General features: G+C 58.3%; 11 protein-coding genes and 2 pseudogenes. All 13 read right to left on the bottom strand.

All coding sequences use genetic code 11. The annotated features are described in order from the left end of the window. Window positions 1-12: 12 nt before the first annotated feature. Window positions 13-3454, bottom strand: a pseudogene (gene tssM, locus FDW92_RS10770) (type VI secretion system membrane subunit TssM). A gap of 113 nt (window positions 3455-3567) precedes the next feature. Then, entirely contained in the window at window positions 3568-4968 is a 1401-nt protein-coding gene (tssA, locus tag FDW92_RS10765) for a type VI secretion system protein TssA (RefSeq protein WP_137400623.1), read from the bottom strand. Window positions 4969-4972: 4 nt separating this feature from the next. Beyond that, a complete protein-coding gene (vasI, locus tag FDW92_RS10760; protein ID WP_227255147.1) occupies window positions 4973-5647 on the bottom strand; it encodes a type VI secretion system-associated protein VasI in 675 nt (224 codons plus the stop codon). Then, a complete protein-coding gene (tssH, locus tag FDW92_RS10755; protein ID WP_042309273.1) occupies window positions 5644-8325 on the bottom strand; it encodes a type VI secretion system ATPase TssH in 2682 nt (893 codons plus the stop codon). The genes vasI and tssH overlap by 4 nt, the downstream gene beginning before the upstream one ends. Window positions 8326-8333: 8 nt before the next feature. Then, window positions 8334-9080, bottom strand: a complete 747-nt coding sequence (gene icmH, locus FDW92_RS10750; RefSeq protein WP_039591374.1) for a type IVB secretion system protein IcmH/DotU — start codon at window positions 9078-9080, stop codon at window positions 8334-8336. Between the two features lie 4 nt (window positions 9081-9084). Beyond that, window positions 9085-10428, bottom strand: a complete 1344-nt coding sequence (gene tssK / locus FDW92_RS10745; RefSeq protein ID WP_042309277.1) for a type VI secretion system baseplate subunit TssK — start codon at window positions 10426-10428, stop codon at window positions 9085-9087. A 2-nt stretch (window positions 10429-10430) separates the two neighbouring features. Further along, a complete protein-coding gene (gene tssJ / locus FDW92_RS10740; RefSeq protein WP_042309280.1) occupies window positions 10431-10949 on the bottom strand; it encodes a type VI secretion system lipoprotein TssJ in 519 nt (172 codons plus the stop codon). Further along, window positions 10946-12223 (bottom strand): type VI secretion system-associated FHA domain protein TagH, encoded by a 1278-nt coding sequence (gene tagH / locus FDW92_RS10735; protein ID WP_079224710.1) that lies wholly within the window; start codon window positions 12221-12223, stop codon window positions 10946-10948. Before tagH ends, tssJ begins: the two co-directional genes overlap by 4 nt. Window positions 12224-12240: 17 nt before the next feature. Next, complete coding sequence (tssG, locus tag FDW92_RS10730) at window positions 12241-13275, bottom strand: type VI secretion system baseplate subunit TssG (protein ID WP_042309283.1); 1035 nt, start codon at window positions 13273-13275, stop codon at window positions 12241-12243. After that, the gene (tssF, locus tag FDW92_RS10725) at window positions 13242-15074 is read right to left on the bottom strand and encodes a type VI secretion system baseplate subunit TssF (protein ID WP_137400622.1); all 1833 of its coding nucleotides are present in this window, start codon (window positions 15072-15074) and stop codon (window positions 13242-13244) included. The genes tssG and tssF overlap by 34 nt, the downstream gene beginning before the upstream one ends. 4 nt (window positions 15075-15078) lie before the next feature. Then, the gene (gene tssE, locus FDW92_RS10720; protein WP_052511188.1) at window positions 15079-15504 is read right to left on the bottom strand and encodes a type VI secretion system baseplate subunit TssE; all 426 of its coding nucleotides are present in this window, start codon (window positions 15502-15504) and stop codon (window positions 15079-15081) included. A gap of 5 nt (window positions 15505-15509) precedes the next feature. After that, window positions 15510-16985 (bottom strand): type VI secretion system contractile sheath large subunit, encoded by a 1476-nt coding sequence (tssC, locus tag FDW92_RS10715; RefSeq protein WP_042309287.1) that lies wholly within the window; start codon window positions 16983-16985, stop codon window positions 15510-15512. Between the two features lie 20 nt (window positions 16986-17005). After that, a pseudogene (gene tssB, locus FDW92_RS10710) lies at window positions 17006-17502 on the bottom strand (type VI secretion system contractile sheath small subunit). Between the last annotated feature and the right edge of the window lie 57 nt (window positions 17503-17559).

Raw genomic sequence — 17559 nt, 5'->3', positions numbered from 1 at the left:
GTCGCCACCTCCTCAGTACAACGTATCCGGCAGCCGGAACTGGCTGAACAGCCCGCCGGCAAACGGGTTGTCCTGCGTATCGGTGTGGATACGGTAAGTCATGGTGCCGCCATCCACGCTGAAGCGGGCGGTAAAAGTACCGTCCTGTACGCTGGTGAGTTGCCCTGCGCCAAACAGGCGGAACTGCGCCCACGGGCCGCTGAAGGCAATGCTGCGCGGCGAGGTGTTGCCCCCCCGCGCCCACCAGCGTCAGCTTGCTCTCATTGCCTTCGCGCATATTGTTCGGCCACACCAGATGCGCCGTGTAGTTGCGCCCCTGGGCGTAATCCACCAGTTGTCCGTCCAGGTTCAGTACGCTGCGCCGCTTGTTGCCGGACAGCGCCACGGTTTCCACCGCGAACTGCGCCCCCAGCCCGTTCTGCGGGCTGAAGAAGATGTCGCGGATCTTCTGCGCGGTATCGAGCTGGTTCAGGACATCTTCACGGATCACCACACTGTCTTCCCCGTTCAGCCCCTGGCTGTTTTCCACAAACAGTTGCAGGTTCTGCTGGTAGAACGTATCCAGCACGCCTCCCGGTTTAAAGAAGCGTTCAAACGCATCCAGCGAGGCATCTTCTTTCGACCGGGCGTTAAACGGATATTTATCCGCCAGCTGATCGTTGAAGGTTTTCACCACATTGTCGCGCCAGTCCACCTCCATATAATGGACCGCCTCTATCATCACCACATGCCACGCCTGCTCCGCCAGCTTACCCACCCACCGGTTAAGCGGCGCAGGCAGGGTTTTCGCCATCTGGCGGGTGGCGAAAATCGGATCGCTGCTGTTCTGATCCAGCCGGAGCTGCACCGCCTTCAGGGCCGATTTTCCCGGCACCGGCGCGTTCTGTATCGCCAGCAGATAGCGGTGCAGTTCGGTCAGTTGCTGATAGACCGCCTGCAGGGTGCTGGCTTTGTCCTTCTGCTCTTCCAGGGTACTGTTTTCGGGCGCAAACTCATGCCCCAGACGGTTCAGCAGTTGCCAGTCAGGTTCGGCCTGCGCCTGGGCGCGTTCCTTGTCGCTCAGCTTTTCAGGCAGGAGCGGCGGACGGGTATTGTCACGCAGCGCCGTCAGAACCCGCTGAAAAGGCTGATCGCCGCTGACAATCTGCTCCAGCGCACCGGTCAGTTCCGCCAGATTTTCATATCCCCGGACATTCAGGTTATCCATGCCAGCCCGCCAGGTGGCGGTGTAATCGCTGATATACTGCTCAATAAGCTGGCGCTGAATTTCCGTCCGGTCAGCCTCGCTGTAGGTCACATTGTGCGTCAGGGCCAGCACCCAGGAATCCATGGCGGTCAGCTTCACCAGCTCCTCACGCTGCTTCACAAAATAGCTCTGCAGGCCGTAACGGGTCAGAAACTGCGGAACGATCAGCTTATTGTCGCCGGTGGAAATAAATGTCTGATCAAACGTCGGTCCAGTCTGATCGCGCAGGCTGAGATCGGCGGGCAGTACGCCCAGCGCCCGCGTTTTCAGGCTCTGGTATACCCGCTGATAAACCGGCAGCTTACTCAGCTCTTTCTGCGCCGCGGCGACGGGGTTACCATAAGGTGCCCACAGGCTGACCGCGTCGGCATCACCCTGCTGGCGCTGCGCATGCCAGTCAGTGTGTGCCAGCGCATAATCGAGATGGGACATCAGCTGTGCCTGAACATCACGCTTCCCGTGAAACTGCTCGCTCCAGCGCTTCGCCATAAACTGCTTCACCACCGCGTCATTACGCCCGCTCTTGTCTTCCAGCATGCGGATGACGCGCAATGCGGCGAGTTTCTCTTCCGACTCCGGCGGCGCGCTGTTCATCTGTTTCACCAGCCCGTTCATCAGGGCCGGAAGGTAACGCTGCTCCAGCAATTTAAGATACGTCTGCTCCACGTAAGGCCCGACCCGCGTCCCCTGATAGAGCCCCATATCCGCCAGCCAGCTTCTGTCGCCCCAGTCGCCGTAGGCCAGCGTGGCATCACGCACCGGGTTCAGCAGCGGCAGTTGCAGATAACCGCTGTCATCCATGCCCTGCGGCGGCGGCACCGCCATAAAGGACTTCGCCTGCGCCAGCACGGTCTGCCCGGCGCGGTAGTTTTCGTTATACCCGTGATGCCAGCCCCAGATAAGCAGCAGCCCTGCCGCCGCACCGCATCCGGCAAAGAGACTCATCCGGCGACGGGAACGGGCCAGCCACAGGCGGTTTTCCCCGGCCAGATTCGGCTCGGCCAGCAGCACCTGCGGGAACAGCTCGCAGGTAAAGTACGGCGTGGTATCAACCAGCGGCCAGGCAACCATGGAACTCTGTTCCAGCCCGTACTGGCGGGCGGCGGACTGGGTAAAAATGTCATCCATCTGTCCGCGCTGCAGGGAAGAGGTCAGATAGACGCCGCGCAGGCAGATATCCTGGTGCTCACCGTCCAGTAACGCTTCCAGCAGTCGGGCAATTGTCTCCCCGCCCCCCAGCATCTGGCGGGAGAAACTGAACGCCGCGCTGCGTGCCGCCGGGGCGGACTGGCTGAGCATCTGGTCCGCCAGCGCCAGGTTCATTTGCTGTCCCCAGGACTGCCAGAAAGTATCCAGCTCACGGCGCCAGTCGTCGCGTTCATGGGCATTGCGGGTGAACGTCACCCCCAGAATACTGTCGCGCCCGTTGCGATCCAGGGCACGGAACCAGGCGGCAAACCCGGCCAGTAGATCCAGCTTGGTCAGCACGATATAGACCGGCAGACGGGAATGCAGCGTCTGGCGGATCGCCTGCAGCTGGCCGCGCAACGTCTGTACCAGATGCTCGTGGCGTCGTTTGTCGGCGGTCAGTAAATCAGGCAGATCCAGCGTCAGGATCAGGCCGTTAAGAGGCTGGCGCGTGCGTTTCTGCAGCAACCATCCCAGCCAGTGCTCGCGCAGGCGACGGTGTAACTGGTTGCCGTCATCCGGATCTGCCAGCACGCCATCAGTATCAAAAATCACCGCCTGTCTGCCGACATACGGCGTGATAAAGACCTGCTGGTCGGCTCCCCGGCTGGCGTCCGGCGTATAGATCACATCTGCCGGAAAGCCTTCGCGCAATAATGTTGTTTTGCCGCTGCCCGCCGGACCGGTCACCAGGTACCACGGCAGTTGCCACAGATAGCGACGACTGTCCAGATGGCGCTGCAGCCGCAGCAACCAGCGGTCGAGGTAACGCTGCTGAACGTTGACGGCCACGGTAAGTGGATCCACCTCTTCCTGACGCTGCTGCTTCTGCTGTTTTTCCACCCGCTGCAGGCGTTTCACCACGCTGACGGTCAGCCAGATGAGGGCCAGCAGCACCCAGACCGCCGTCGCCAGCCAGCGACTGGTCAGCGGTTTCAGCCAGTATGTCTCGTAGAACCGCCACGTCGGGCCTTTCCACCAGATCCATACCAGCAATATCCCCCACGCCAGCGCCAGCAGCCAGGCCACGGATACTTTAAACCGGGGCATCGCGGGTCTGAGCATGGACGCCAGCCCGCTGAACAGCGGGGAAATACGGGGAGTCGGTATTCTGAACACAAAACGCTCCTGTTTTATTCGCTCGTCGTTTCCGTCGCGAGTTTCGTTTCGAGTTGTTCCAGCAACGCCGGTTCCCAGTCAGACAGCATCGTGTGCAGTCCAGCCTTAAACAGCATCCGGTAATGGTATTGTGCAAGCTGCGTCATGCCAGCGGCTTCCTGCAGTTGCGCCGTCAGATACTGGCGATAAAACTGCGCGCGCGGCGTATTACCGGGCTGCTTTTCAGCCAGCGCCAGCGCCGCCTCCAGCCCCTGCTCCTGCCAGCACTGCCAGACCTGCTGCGTCATATCATCCGTGGCAACCGCAACGGCGGCAGGTTTCTGCGGCTCATCGGCCAGCCACTGCCGGGTAGCGTCGCTGATAAACGGCGAACGGTCGTTAAACAGCAGGGAAGCAAGCGCAGGCAGACGCGCCACAAAACGACGAACCTCATCACGCACCGCCTGCGCCACGTCGGTGTAGCCGAGCTGCTGCGCTATCTGCGCCGAAAGGTGATGGCCGTCCAGCCAGTAGGGCGCCAGCAGCAGGCTCTGCTCAACCTGCTGCCAGAGCGTCATATCCGCACGGGCAAGACGAGCCTGGTAGTCAGCGACCATATCGGCAGAGACCGCCGCCAGCGGCGTGCGACCGTCGCTCTCCGACTGCGGGGCAGAGGTAATGTTCTGCCACAGAGCGTGACGGCGCAGGCGGTATCCCTGCGGCGATGCAGGCTGACGTTCGCAGATAATGCCAGCCACCTTCAGCAGCGTGTCACGCCAGGCTTTATCGTCATGGCTGTCGATGTTCACCACCGGCGCAGGTGCTGCCGTGACTGGCACGACTTCAGGGATCGTTGCACCAACGGTAGGTAGTACCGGCGGAGCGGCTACTGGAGAGCTGTCACGAAACGTCCGCTGGTACTGCGCGAACAGGTCATCGGTGGCAGACGCCAGTTCCGGCATTCCGCACGACTGCCAGCACTGCGCCAGCTTTGCCAGTTCCCCCAGCAGAGCATCACGCTGCTCCGGGGCGGATGTGGCAGCAAATCCCCCCATGCCGGGTTCAAAACGTTTCAGGATCTGGTCGGCAAAGCGTTTCTTATTCGCGGCGCTCTGCGGCCAGGCAATGGTCCAGTAATGGGTGACGTATTGTGTCAGTACGCTGAGCGCAAGTAGCGGGTTACCCGCATGTTGCAGGGTGCGCAGCAGGTGTGACACCAGGCGAAAATCCTTACTCTCCGAGGCCAGAAGCTGCAGCCCCTGCCGCTGGAGTTCCGGGACATCAAGCTGCGCGTGGTTTAGCGAACCCAGCTTGACAATTTCGCCGTCGATATATTCCCACTGCGGGTTTTCATCGCTGAGTTTACTGGCCAGTTTTTCTTCCGGCAGCGCTTCCAGCAGATGCGCCAGCCAGACGTCCGGGTTATGTATATCCATATCGTTATTCCCCCGCCCAGTGGCAGGCTTCACGCAGCGGCGCGAGAGTCTGCGCCAGTCCGTCAATGTTAAAGGTCAGTTGTCCGGAGCTTCCGTTCCCGGTTTCCAGGGTTAACGTTTTTGCGTCGAACAACTGTTTAATCTCGTCAATTCCCGCCAGCCCCCGGCTGGCCTCCAGCAGATAGCCGTTTTCACGGACAAACCAGTGCGAACGTAACAGCCCGTTGTCTGTTTTCAACGTCACCGAAATATCGCTATCCTGCCGGGGTGATGCGAGCGCCACCTGCATCCGGGTGATATTGTCGACACAGCTGAACATCAGCACCGGGCGCGGCGGCAGGCTGCCGATAGCAGGCGTGGTGATAATCACCGCCGGACGCTCACCTTCGGTACGGGTCAGCAGCAGCGCCGTGGAGTTATCCGCGCGCTGCGCCTCCTGCTCAAAGGCTCTTTTGCGCGCCTCGCCGTCATAGCGCGCCTTCACCAGCGCCCCGGCAAAGCCGGTGTCAGGCTGCGGTGACATAATGCGGTCATAGCAGTCCAGACGCTCCAGGGCGGCAGGCTGTTTCCGACAGGCCGACATTGCGTTAAGCGTGGTCTGCGCATCCGCCGTCTCACTGGCATACACCGGTGAAACAGTCAGCAACAGGGGCAGCAGCCAGCAGGCAGAAGGTCTCATACCGTGCATTCTTCCTCTGTTGCCGCCTCCTCCACGTCGGCAGTAAACACACCGTCCTGCACATCCAGCGTGATACGGGCGACAGCGGTATTCGCCGCCATCTTCTGCAACAGCAGCAACGAGAGCGGCGGCAGCATATCGCCGTCAATAACCGACTCCAGCATGCGCGCCCCGTTTTCGGCGCGGGTAACGCGCTGCATAATTTCATCGGTCACACCCGGTGTAATCTCCACCTCTGCGCCGAAGCGGGTGCGCAGCACGTTATCCAGACGGGCGAGTTTTCCGGCAATAATGGTAGTCAGCGTTTCGCGTGACAGTGGCAGATAGGGCACCACTTCCATTCGCGCCAGCAGCGCCGGTTTAAAGAAGTCCGCCAGCACCGGATACAGGGCCTCCTGCATGACCTCCGGATTATCCGCATGTTCGACAATCACCTGATAACCGAGGTTGGAGGTCAGGAAGAAAACGATGTTTTTACAGTCGATCAGTCGCCCTTCGCCGTCAGCCATCTCGCCTTTGTCGAAAGCCTGATAGAACAGGTTGAGCACGTCAGGGTGCGCTTTCTCCACCTCATCCAGCAGCACCACGGAATAGGGTTTCTGGCGGATCGCTTCGGTCAGCACGCCGCCCTCGCCGTAGCCGACATAGCCCGGCGGTGAGCCAATCAGGCGCGAGACGGTGTGTTTCTCCTGGAACTCTGACATATTGATGGTGGTGAGGTACTGACGCCCGCCGTAGAGCAGCTCTGCCAGCTGCAGCACGGTTTCTGTTTTACCCACACCGCTGGGACCGGCCAGCAGAAACGCGCCGAGCGGACGCCCCGGACGACGCAGATCGGCCCGCGCCGTCAGCAGGTGTTTATGCAGATGCTGAATCGCCAGGTCCTGGCCTTTAATGGTCTCGCCCAGCCACTGCGGCAGATCGGTAATGACCGACATTTCATTCTGCGACAGGCGATTGAGCGGGACGCCGGTCCATTCGGCAATGACCGCCGCGATTTGTTTTTTGTCCACATGCGGTGATACCAGCAGCTGCGTATGGTGCAGCGAATCCAGCTCAGCGCTCAGGGACGCCAGGCGTTCCGCAGCCGCGGTTGTCTCTTCCGGTACGGTATCAGCCTGCGGTAGCACGTCGTCGTTTGCCGCATCGTCCTCATCCTGCGCCTCTGCTTCCGTCAGTAATGTCTGACGCAGGGCGATAATCTCCTGTACCAGCACCTGCTGCTGATGCCACGCGGCATCCAGCGCCTGAAGCTCTGCCTGCGCCGTTTCATACTGCGTGTGAACCTCATCTCGCCTGCCACCGTCCGGACGCAGACCGATGCGGATTTCCCGTTCAAGCTGGCGAATCTCCGCCTCGCACTGCTGGCACAGGGTGGTCAGCGCTGAGATTTGTTTTGGCGGCGAGGACAGATTGATTGCCACGCGGGCGCAGGCGGTATCCAGTACGTCGATAGCTTTATCCGGCAGCTGACACCCGGAGAGATAGCGCTCGCTTAACGTGGCAGCCGCCTGCAGCGCGTCGTCGTCAATCAGCACACCGTGCGCCTGCTCGTACACCGCCGCCAGCCCGCGCAGAATAATGGTCGCTTCTGCCGCTGTCGGTTCGCTCACCTTCACTAACTGGAAGCGGCGCGACAGGGCAGCATCTTTCTCGAAGTATTTTTTGTATTCGCTCCAGGTCGTGGCAGCAATGGTTTTCAGCTCGCCGCGCGCCAGCGCCGGTTTCAGCAGGTTGGAGATATCCAGCCCGCCCTGCTGGTTGCCCGCGCCAATCAGCGTGTGAGCCTCGTCGATAAACAGAATGACGGGGACCGGCGACTGAATCACTTCCGCCATCAGCCCCTTAAAACGCTTCTCAAACTCGCCCTTAACGGAAGCACCCGCCTGCAACGCCCCCAGATCCAGCGTCATGACATCGGTATTTTTCAGTTTGTCCGGCACCTGACCGGCGACAATACGCAGCGCCAGCCCTTCGATCAGCGCGCTTTTGCCCACCCCCGCCTCTCCCACCACCACCGGGTTGTTCTTGCGACGGCGGCAGAGAATATCGATCATCAGGTCGATTTCTCTGTCCCGGCACAGCACCGGGTCGAGCCGTCCCTGACGGGCATCTTCAGTCATGTTTTTGGCGTAACGGGCAAGGAGACTCTCTTCTGAACGCACTGCCGTGGGAGCCGATTTATCCGCATTCAGCATGACCGACTCCGCCGACTCCCGCGTCCAGTCGGCAAAATCCTGGCGTAACCGGTCGCGGTTAATCCCGGTCAGCAACCGGGCTGCGGCAGGCGGCACATAGCGCGACGCAGAATGCAGCAGTGCCAGCAGCAGGATACCGCCGCGCAGCTCGCTGGACTGCATTTCCGCCGAGGCCAGCAGCCAGCCATCGCGCAGCCATTCAACCAGCAGCGGCGAGAATACCGGATAGCTGTCGGTATGGCGCATGGTGGCGTAATGCTCCACCGTCAGCGCCTGTCCCAGCTCATCCACGCTTATCTCTGCCCTTTCCATAATCACCCGCAGGTCGCAGCGCGGAATGGCCAGCATCTGGGTCAGCACATGGCTGACGGTGATTTCGGTGGCCTGCTGGCTCATACAGGCCGTGGCGGCCATTTCCAGCGCCTGACGGGAGAACGGGTTCAGCCGTTTAACCAGCGTGGAGATATCAATCTGAATCATGGGTGTCCTTACCTGGCAAGCAGCCGGTTTAACTGGTGAAGAATGTCCTGCGTCTGGCCGTCAAGGCGCAGCAGATAAAACAGATACACCAGGGCGAGCACAACCATGCCGCCCAGCAGAAGGTGTCTGACGGTCAGGCGTTTTATCAGCCGGTAGCGTCCCCCCTGCGCGACCTGATTCTGGTGTAGCAGCGGAAACGGCGCATCGCCGCGAAGCGGACGCAGCACGTGGTGCAGGCGGCGGTATATCTGTTCAAACTCGTCCTGACTCTGCTGCGCCACTTTGTAGCGCCCGCGAAAACCGAGTGAAAAGCAGAGGTATAAAAACTCCAGCAGATCCTGGTAGCGTTTTGGTTCACGCATCAGGCGTTCCAGCAGAATAAACACCTTTTCCCCGCCCCAGGCCTCGTTGTGGAAATGGACCAGCAGCGACTGCCTGATCCACTCGTTTTTGTTTGACCAGCCGTTGCCGAGCGCCGCCTCATCAATAAAGGTGCAGAGGATGTAACGAAACGACACAATCACGCCCGGCTCATAGCCCTGCTCCTGTAGCAGTTGCTCCACCGCCTGCACGTCGGTCACCACCTGCGCAAACAGGTGTTCCGGCATATTCAGGCTGTTCATCCCCGACAGACGCATCACCATGCCCAGCAGCGGCGTGGCGGCATCGATCATCGGATTCAGGCTGTTGCCGCGCAGCGCCAGGCGATACTGGCGACCGGAGTCCGGTTCAGACGGCAGGACGAATTCGCTCATCGTCTTATCCTCTTATCGCCCACAGTTGCATATCCAGCTCCGGGAAGGTCCCGGAAATATGCATCGCCAGCGCGCCCGCCTTCACCACGTCCTGCCAGGCGGAGCTGCCTTTCTCCAGCTCAAAGTAGACATAGCCATCGTGGTACGGCAACTGACGGGGGGCCGCCGGCAGCGCGCGCAGGGGAATGCCCGGCACCTGCACGCTGACCATATTGCGGATTTTGTCGGTGGCGGCGATTTTCGACTGCTGGGTAAACTGGAGGATTAGCTGGGCATGCGGCATCCGGGCGCGAACCGCCAGCACAAAGACACCGGACTGCAACAGACCCGGATCGTTGACCGTGGCCAGATAGACGCCTTCGGTAAAGATCAGCGGCAGGTTCTGCGCACGGGGTTGCAGGACAATATTGAGGGCCCGACGCAGCTCCGGGATCACCGTTTTAAAAGACTGCGTCAAATCGCGATGGTCATAAGGTTCAACGGTGCAGGGAAGACGGCTGTTTTCGGTAAAGGTCATCAGCTCGCCCAGCAGACTGACCAGATCCAGATAAAAGGTTTCCGGATGCAGGGTATGCAGACGCGCCCGGTGCGAAAAATGCATCTGCCAGCGGTTAAGCATCTGCAGCATCATAAACTCGGCAACGTCCGCGATCCCGCTCTGCTCCGGCGAGCCGATACGCTTCGCCAGATCGGCGGCGCGGGTGGCGATCAGCCCCTGCACGTCACCGACAAAGCGGTTCAGAACCGGGCTGACGCGCAGCGTCTGGCAGGTCGGGATGAAATCGTCATCCAGTACCAGCGCGCCACCGGCCTGAAAACTGCGGATACGGCACAGCGGCAGCACCACCATCGCGCTGAGATCCTCTGCGCCACTGACGATTTTCGGCCCCAGCTGGCCCAGCGTCAGCGACTGCATATCGCCGTCATTGCTGTGTACGTCGCGGACATCGGTGTGCACCACGCTGTATCGCTCCGAACTCTGCCCCGCGCTGCGAATGCCCTGTACTTCGCTGATGGTATGGGTGGCGACCGGCAGCGCCAGATAAATATCTTGGCTTTCCGGTGTGGTGAGTTCCCGTGGCTGATACGGCAGCGGCAGCAGATCCTGTTCAGGAATGCGGAACACGGTGCCGTCCGGCAGACAGCCCGCCGCCCGGTCGATCATCACCTTGCCCTGCGCCAGCAGTTCAGTATTCAGTGACAGCCCGGTAAATCCCCAGGCAAAATCACCCAGCGCATCCAGCCGCTCGCACAGCATCGCGTCGTTATGGCGCTGCTGCTGCTGAAAGTGCTGGGGCAGCGCAAACATCCCTTCCTGCCAGAGCACCCGGTTTTTCATTGTGGCCATCGTTATTTGTCCTCGGTCTTCATTTCAATACTGTTCTGGCGTACGTGCACCAGCAGGCGGTAGTGATGCCCGGTTCCTTCCACCGGCACGATTTGCTTCCATTCGCTGGCCTGGTCGTCGGAGAAATAGGCGACGATGCCAATAAACTGTGTTTTTGCATCCAGACTCACGTCAGGCAGCGTTTTGAGCGTGTCCGGCAGCAGGGTAAAATCCTGGTGGTCGAGATAGTTTTTCCCCAGCGCTTCCGGCAGTGGCGTGGAGGCCATCAGGTCGTAATCCGCCGCCTGAAATTTTGAGTCATCGGTCAGGTACACCAGTTGCACATCAACCGGGGCAGGCTCGCCCTCGCCGTTCAGGTTGCTGTCCGGCTCGGTCAGCAGCGTGAGGGTGACCGCAGAAGACTGCTGTTTCAGATCGCCAACCTGAATACCGGGATCGGCAATCACCTGGCCGATCTTTTTGGTCATCGTGCAGCCACTGACGCTGAGCGCCAGCATCAGCATGACAAAAAAGCGTCTCATGCTTCCGGTTCCCGCTGCTTCTCACGCAATACCCGGTCATACACCTGGGCATAGACCTCGTTAAACAGCATGGCGAATCCCTGCTGCCTGTCCGAAGCCAGTTCGGCGTAATAGTGGCGGTACATTTCCCATGCCCCGGCATCGTCCAGCTCCCGGCGCAGCTCATGGCTGCGGCGATACTGCACAAAGCGGCGCAGCAGGCTCTGCGGCGAGAAGGCCTCCAGCATCACCCGCAGCGCTTCGGCTATCGCCGCCCGGTTGGCCTCTTCGTGGTGGCGGACGTTACGCAGGCTCTCGCGAATGGCGGCAGGTGCCGCCAGATGCACCGGACTTTTGCCTTCGGCGAACATCACTTCCAGCGCCGTGGCGTAGTCAAGATTCAGGCGCAGCGGGTTATCTTCCAGCGGGCGCAGGTGTTTGTCCGACAGACTGTTCTGGCTGTGCTGTAAATCCAGCAGTCCCTGAATCGCGGCCTGCAGGGCGCGTCCGCTCTCTTCCAGAAAGGCGTCGGCGTCCTGCGAATTGTGCACGCTGAGCGAACTGCCCAGCCCACGCAGCAGCGGCGTTACCGCCAGATGTTTCTGCGCCGTTTGCGCCGCAGTAAACTCATCTTCATCACGCGGGTCCGCATATACCGGGGGCAGATCCATAAAAGAGGTGTCCAGTCCACCATTGGCCTGCAGATCCGACAACGGCACGGTCCGCTGCCCGTAAGTCGCCGGTGCGGCGGTCAGACTTTCACTCTCTAACACCTGTAAAGGGTCGGAGGAAAAGCTGTTGACCACCGTGGACGTCAGCTGGTGACGCTGCTGCAGCCCCGGATATTCCGGCTGGCCGTCGGTAGAAATCAGCGCCTCCACCAGACCGTCACGCTGCGTCACAATGCTTTCCGGCGTCGCCATCTGCTCGTCATAGCTGATGCGTTTGCCTTCGTGCAGAAAGACTTTTAATGCCAGCGCGCCCAGACTGATTTCATCCCCCTGACGCAGACGTACCAGCCCAGCGTCGGAGGCCACTGGCGCCAGGTTTATCATCAGCCCCGGCATCAGGCTGCGCAGGCAGAAAGCGCCGTCATGCAGCACAATGGCGCAGGCGCGCCCGGCAACCGAACCGGCCCGATCCTGTACCGGCCAGTGGCACCCTTCCGCATGGCCTATCTCGCCGCCGTCACCGGAAAACAGGCATTTTGCGGCGCGACCGCTTTCCAGTTCATTGCCGTTCATTACCTGAAGCGTCAGCGACAGTGTGGAAGACTGTGATTTTTCCTCAGCCATATATGACTCCATGTAATTTATTCCCTGATGTGGAGAGTGACGGAAGGCGAAGCCACCGGCTGGCCAATAAAACTGGTCCGTCCCAGACGGGAACACGATTTATCCCCCAGCCGCATCCTTCTGGCCTGCTCCGGTGCCAGACCCAATTGCAGATCCCAGGCAAGCTGGTCACGCAACAGAAACGAAATAAACATTTTCAGCGCCTGATGATCATCCCCATCCGGTAAAAACGACAGGTAACGCGCAATATCCAGGCCGTTAATCCGCAGCAGGAATTTACCGCTGCGATCCGGTACCCGCGCGCCGAGTGTGAAATTGACGCCCAGCACAGAGCGTCCGGCGACATGTCCGTCGGTTCGTATCTTCGGATTACGTACCCCCACCCGGTTCTGCTCTGACGGCTCGATCGCCACTTTGCGCAGTTGCCAGCTCTCAATCGTGACATCCGGCAAATCAAAACAGTGGGATACCAGATTACATACCACATCCGGCGAACGCCCCGGCGTCGCCAGTATTCCGGCATAGGCCAGCATTTTGCTGTGGTTGATGGCGAGCCTGTCGCGTGCACTGCGGTTACCCAGCCCGACAAGGGAATACATACGCTGTGAAAAGACATCCGTCCCGCCATTGCGAAAACAGATGTAGTAGCGGTACTTACGCCAGGCGTGATAAGCAAACTGCGTCCAGCGATGGCTGAACAGATCCAGAAAATCTTTCAGCCCTTCTTCGTTCTGTGCGGACTCCTGCGCCATCCGGTCGAGGTAATAACCCGGAAGCGGCGACTGGCTGCCGGAAAAGCCGAGAAATGTTGAGGTCAGCGTGAACTGCCCGTTATCTCTGCGCGTGAGCGATGTTAAATCACTACCAGGGAACGCAATGCTGGCATCAGATTTAAACAGCACCACCTCATCTTTCGGCTCGGTACGCAGAGAAGGTTCACTGCCCGGTTCACCGTAGCGTCGATAGAGCGACTCCAGCAGGGTATAGAAATTGATGCCGCGCACATCTGCCGGAAATATCACATCAGGGCATGCTGGCCGCTGCTCTTCCATTCCCAGACCTCCTGACTTTCTGTATTGATAATTTTCAGGCAGTGGAATGAATTGATGCTGGCGTACAGGGCAAAGAACTCAGACAGCACGACACCTAACAGATAAACCTCACCCTCGCAGATAAAGGGTGCCGGATTGATCCACAACGAGGTCGCAAGCCCCCTTACCGGAACGCCTTTGAACAACCGATCCACCGGTTTAGTTTCCATTTTCTCAATTGCGTCCAGTTTTTGCTGTGACAACCGGGCCTGCTGTGGATGATGGATGCCGGGTAAATCGAAAGTACGCAGGATCTGTACCAGCGCATCACGGTCCAGGAGAGAGAGATAATTCAGGTTCATACTGGAAATCAGTGACCAGTGCATATCGCCATCCGTGACCGGGTACAATGGCCGCGTCGGGCGCGTGACATTGCTGAAGCTGGCTACGGCCGGGTTTTTCCCCACAGCCACGCAGATATCGCCAGTGTGCAGCTCCGCAGGCAGCATCCTGTTAGTACAGACCAGCGAAGCAGTAATGACCTCGCCCTCCAGCATGGACGGCTCAGGCAGCCTACCATCGGCGTGAACAAAGGCGATGGCATGCTCAAGGCCACGATGAAACAGGGACGTTTTTGTCCGGTGGTGCCAGTACACCACCTCACGCTGGCGGCTGTATTCAAGCTGGTGATTGAAACTTTCAAACTCTGGCCAGGACCGGGTTTTCTTCCCTTTTACAGAGAGCTCATCTGTCTCCGCGCTTTGGCCCGCCACAGATTTAACCCGGAAAATATCATAAGCATCCGGGTGCTGATGGCTGGCTTTCAGCGGATATTGCGGCGTACTTCCATCCGGCCTGACCGGTTCCGCATGGTGAACAAACAGGTTGACGGCAGGTATGCAGTAAAGCCGCAATGAACTCTCGCGCAGTTTGATATCCACCGGCAACGGCTGATTAAAATGCAGGCGCAATGTAAAAGAACCCGCAGGAAAATCTTCCGGTAATGCCGCGACATCCCGCAGATGAAAGAAAAAAAAGCTTTCCGGGTAGCAAAAATACTCCTGCAGCACACGGTAGCCGTTGTGAACGTTTTTAGGCCACGGCAGTAGTGCATCACCACGTTCAAACCCGGCGGCTCCCAGCCACAGTTCTGGTAACGCAATGCGACGCTCACCCGCAATCAATTCCGCATCCATCAGGCGTTCACTGAACCACAGATAGAGCTGATGCCGGGTATAGTCATCGTCGTTCCCCAGCCAGAAAGTGAGTTTATTCAAATCTACCGTTCCGGCAGCTACTCCCGTATCCCTGTAAAAATCGATATCAACAATGCCCTCTTTTAAGGTACTGGCGTTACGGACATCAAGGAGTTGCAACGGCTGCAACCACATATCCCGCGCCAGAGTAAAATGACAGACAGGAACAAAAGCATCTTCCTCATCTGTTATTGCCCCTTTATGTCCAGATGAGTGGTTGTTATTTGGGCGTGTAGTGACCAGTTCATCACGTGAAACCTGTACTGGCGCTTTCAGGTTGTTTTCGGGTCTGTATTCAACCACCGTCATCGATGGAACCGGACGCAGGTAATTGGGCCAGAGCATCCGGATAATCCCATGGGTAAACTCCGGAAATTCATCTTCCAGTTTTTGCCGCAGCCCCCCTGACAGAAAAGCAAAAGCTTCCAGCAGACGCTCCACGTCCGGATCGCCTTCCTTTACCGCCAGAAAACGGGCCAGATAGGGTTTATCCTCTGCCAGCAACTTGCCTAACTGGCGCAGATAATCCAGCTCTTCCCGGTAGTAACGTTCCTCAAAAGCCATTTTGTCACTCCACCCGGTAGCGCTGGCGGTTATCCAGCAGGATCTCAAACTCCAGGAGATCACTGGCATCGTTAAAACTCACCTGCGCCACAATATGAAAACGTAATTCCTGCGGAGCACTGACATCCGGTGAATCGGCATCTACCGTCACATCAAAGAGTCGGGGTTCGTAACGGAGAATGCAGTCACGAATTCCTCGGCCAATTTCCTGACGGAAATCACTGGAGACCAATGCATCATCATTCAGATCAGGAATGCCCAGCTCCGGCGAACCATAGCAACTGCCGGAACGGGTATTCAGAACGTTTTCCAGGTTGCGTCTGATGGACTGTAACAACTGCCCTGGCGACGGTAAGCGGCGCGACGATCTGGCCGCATTCCCCACCCGCTCAAACAAACTTCCCTGCATTCCGATATCCCGTTCCGTCATGGTGATTAATCCCGGTCGAGACGGCCAACGAGGGACAGTTCAAAACTGGCGCCCATATATTTGAAATGCGGACGCACGGAGAGCGCCACCTGATACCAGCCCGGTTCACCTTCCACATCCAGCACTTCAATTTTCGCCTGACGCAGCGGCTTACGGCTGCGCACTTCAGCTGGCGGATTTTCCTGATCGGCCACATACTGGCGGATCCAGGTATTCAGTTCGCGCTCCAAATCGCCACGCTCTTTCCAGGAGCCGATCTGTTCGCGCTGCAGAACTTTGATGTAGTGCGCCAGGCGGCTGATAACAAAGAGATACGGTAGCTGGGTACCCAGCTTGTAGTTGGTCTCCGCTTCTTTGCCTTCCGGGGTATTGGGGAATACTTTTGGCTTCTGTACCGAGTTAGCCGAGAAAAAGGCAGCGTTATCACTGCCCTTACGCATGGTCAGAGTAATGAACCCCTCTTCCGCCAGCTCAAATTCACGGCGGTCAGTGATCAGTACTTCGGTCGGAATTTTAGCCTGCAGCTGTCCCATCGCGTCATACAGATGAACCGGCAGATCTTTAACCGCCCCGCCGTTCTGCGGACCGATGATATTCGGGCACCAGCGGTACTTCGCAAAGCTGTCCGCCATATTGGCAGCCAGCAGGAATGCCGTATTCCCCCACAAATAATCATCATGACTGCGGCTGACATTTTCCCGGTAATTGAAACTTTTCACCGGATTGTCGCCCGGCGCGTATGGCTGACGCAGCAGGAAACGTGGGGAAGTGAGGCCGAGATACCGGGAGTCTTCTGACTCGCGCAATGCGCGCCATTTGGTATAGGCTGGACCTTCAAAAATCGCGCCAACATCTTTAATGCCCGGCAGCTCAGTCCAGGAATCCAGACCGAGAAACTCCGGCGCAACGGATGACAGGAATGGCGCATGCGCCATTGCGCTGACCGCACTGACGTACTTCAGCAATTTGAGATCCGCGGCGTTATTTTTAAACGCATAGTTGCCAATAACGGCTGCAACCGGCTCACCACCGAACTGGCCGTAGCCGCTGGAGTAAACGTGCTTATAGAAACCAGACTGGGTGATTTCCGGGGCGAACTCGAAGTTGTCCAGCAACTCTTCTTTGGTGGCGTGCAGCAGATAAATTTTAATGTTTTCGCGCGGATCGGTACGCTCAACCAGCAATTTCAGGGAGCGCAGCAGTGATTCCAGTTCCTGAATCACCGGGTCGTGAAGGATCAAATCCATCTGGCGACTTGTCCGCTCGTCAATATCCGCAATCATGGCGTTAACCGCCAGAATGTCGACTGACTCAGCTTCATTCTGCAGCAGGGCCGAGATAAATGCGGTCACGCCCTGACGGGCAATACCATAGCTTTCAGACTCAGGCTGGAAACGGCTTTGTGCCATAATATTGTCCAGCAATGACGTTCCTGCCTCTGGCGCGTCACTGACGGGAGCAACTTCTTCCTGTAAAGACATAGTGAAATCCTTGTGCAAAGTTATTTCTGGCTGGCCAGCCCCAGTTCCTGAATCAGCTGTTCGCGGGTTTCCTCGTTATCCAGAAGTGCCTGCAACTGAGCGCGAAATGCCGGGATATTGCCCATCGGCCCTTTGAGGGCAACCAGCGCCTCACGAAGCTCCAGCATTTTTTCAGCTCAGGCACCTGGCTGGCGATGCTGTCCGGCGAGAGATCCGCCATCGAATTGACTTTCAGGCTGATATCCATACGCGCGCCAGCCTTTTCACTAAGCACCGACGGCACGGAAACGTTCCGTTCAATGCCAGACTGGGCCAGTACTGCGTTTAATGTATTTCGGTCAACAGCGACTGGCTGGCGTTCATCCAGAGGGGTGTCATCCGGCCTTCCCAGTAAATCCCCGGTAACCAGCAGACTGAGAGGTAATTCCACTTCAGCCGCCTGACCATCCGTCCTTGGAACATAGCGGACATTAATACGTTCCTTAGGCGCTATACTTCCGTCATTATGATTGCTCATGTATATATTCCATAAAATGATGATAGATATTTATTCAGACCATTAATGGTAGAATTA

It is taken from the genome of Citrobacter sp. wls706, assembly GCF_005281305.1.
GTDB lineage: Bacteria > Pseudomonadota > Gammaproteobacteria > Enterobacterales > Enterobacteriaceae > Citrobacter > Citrobacter werkmanii.
The sequence above is the reverse complement of the archived record's forward strand: the minus strand, read 5'-3'. Positions and strand labels throughout refer to the sequence as shown.

Bases quoted from the DNA above. Each gene is read 5' to 3' on its own strand.
- tssC (WP_042309287.1), bottom strand. From the start codon at position 16,985: ATGTCTTTACAGGAAGAAGTTGCTCCCGTCAGTGACGCGCCAGAGGCA.
- tssJ (WP_042309280.1), bottom strand. From the start codon at position 10,949: ATGAGACGCTTTTTTGTCATGCTGATGCTGGCGCTCAGCGTCAGTGGC.
- tssF (WP_137400622.1), bottom strand. From the start codon at position 15,074: ATGGCTTTTGAGGAACGTTACTACCGGGAAGAGCTGGATTATCTGCGC.
- tssK (WP_042309277.1), bottom strand. From the start codon at position 10,428: ATGGCCACAATGAAAAACCGGGTGCTCTGGCAGGAAGGGATGTTTGCG.
- tssH (WP_042309273.1), bottom strand. From the start codon at position 8,325: ATGATTCAGATTGATATCTCCACGCTGGTTAAACGGCTGAACCCGTTC.
- tagH (WP_079224710.1), bottom strand. From the start codon at position 12,223: ATGGCTGAGGAAAAATCACAGTCTTCCACACTGTCGCTGACGCTTCAG.
- vasI (WP_227255147.1), bottom strand. From the start codon at position 5,647: ATGAGACCTTCTGCCTGCTGGCTGCTGCCCCTGTTGCTGACTGTTTCA.
- tssE (WP_052511188.1), bottom strand. From the start codon at position 15,504: ATGACGGAACGGGATATCGGAATGCAGGGAAGTTTGTTTGAGCGGGTG.
- icmH (WP_039591374.1), bottom strand. From the start codon at position 9,080: ATGAGCGAATTCGTCCTGCCGTCTGAACCGGACTCCGGTCGCCAGTAT.
- tssG (WP_042309283.1), bottom strand. From the start codon at position 13,275: ATGGAAGAGCAGCGGCCAGCATGCCCTGATGTGATATTTCCGGCAGAT.
- tssA (WP_137400623.1), bottom strand. From the start codon at position 4,968: ATGGATATACATAACCCGGACGTCTGGCTGGCGCATCTGCTGGAAGCG.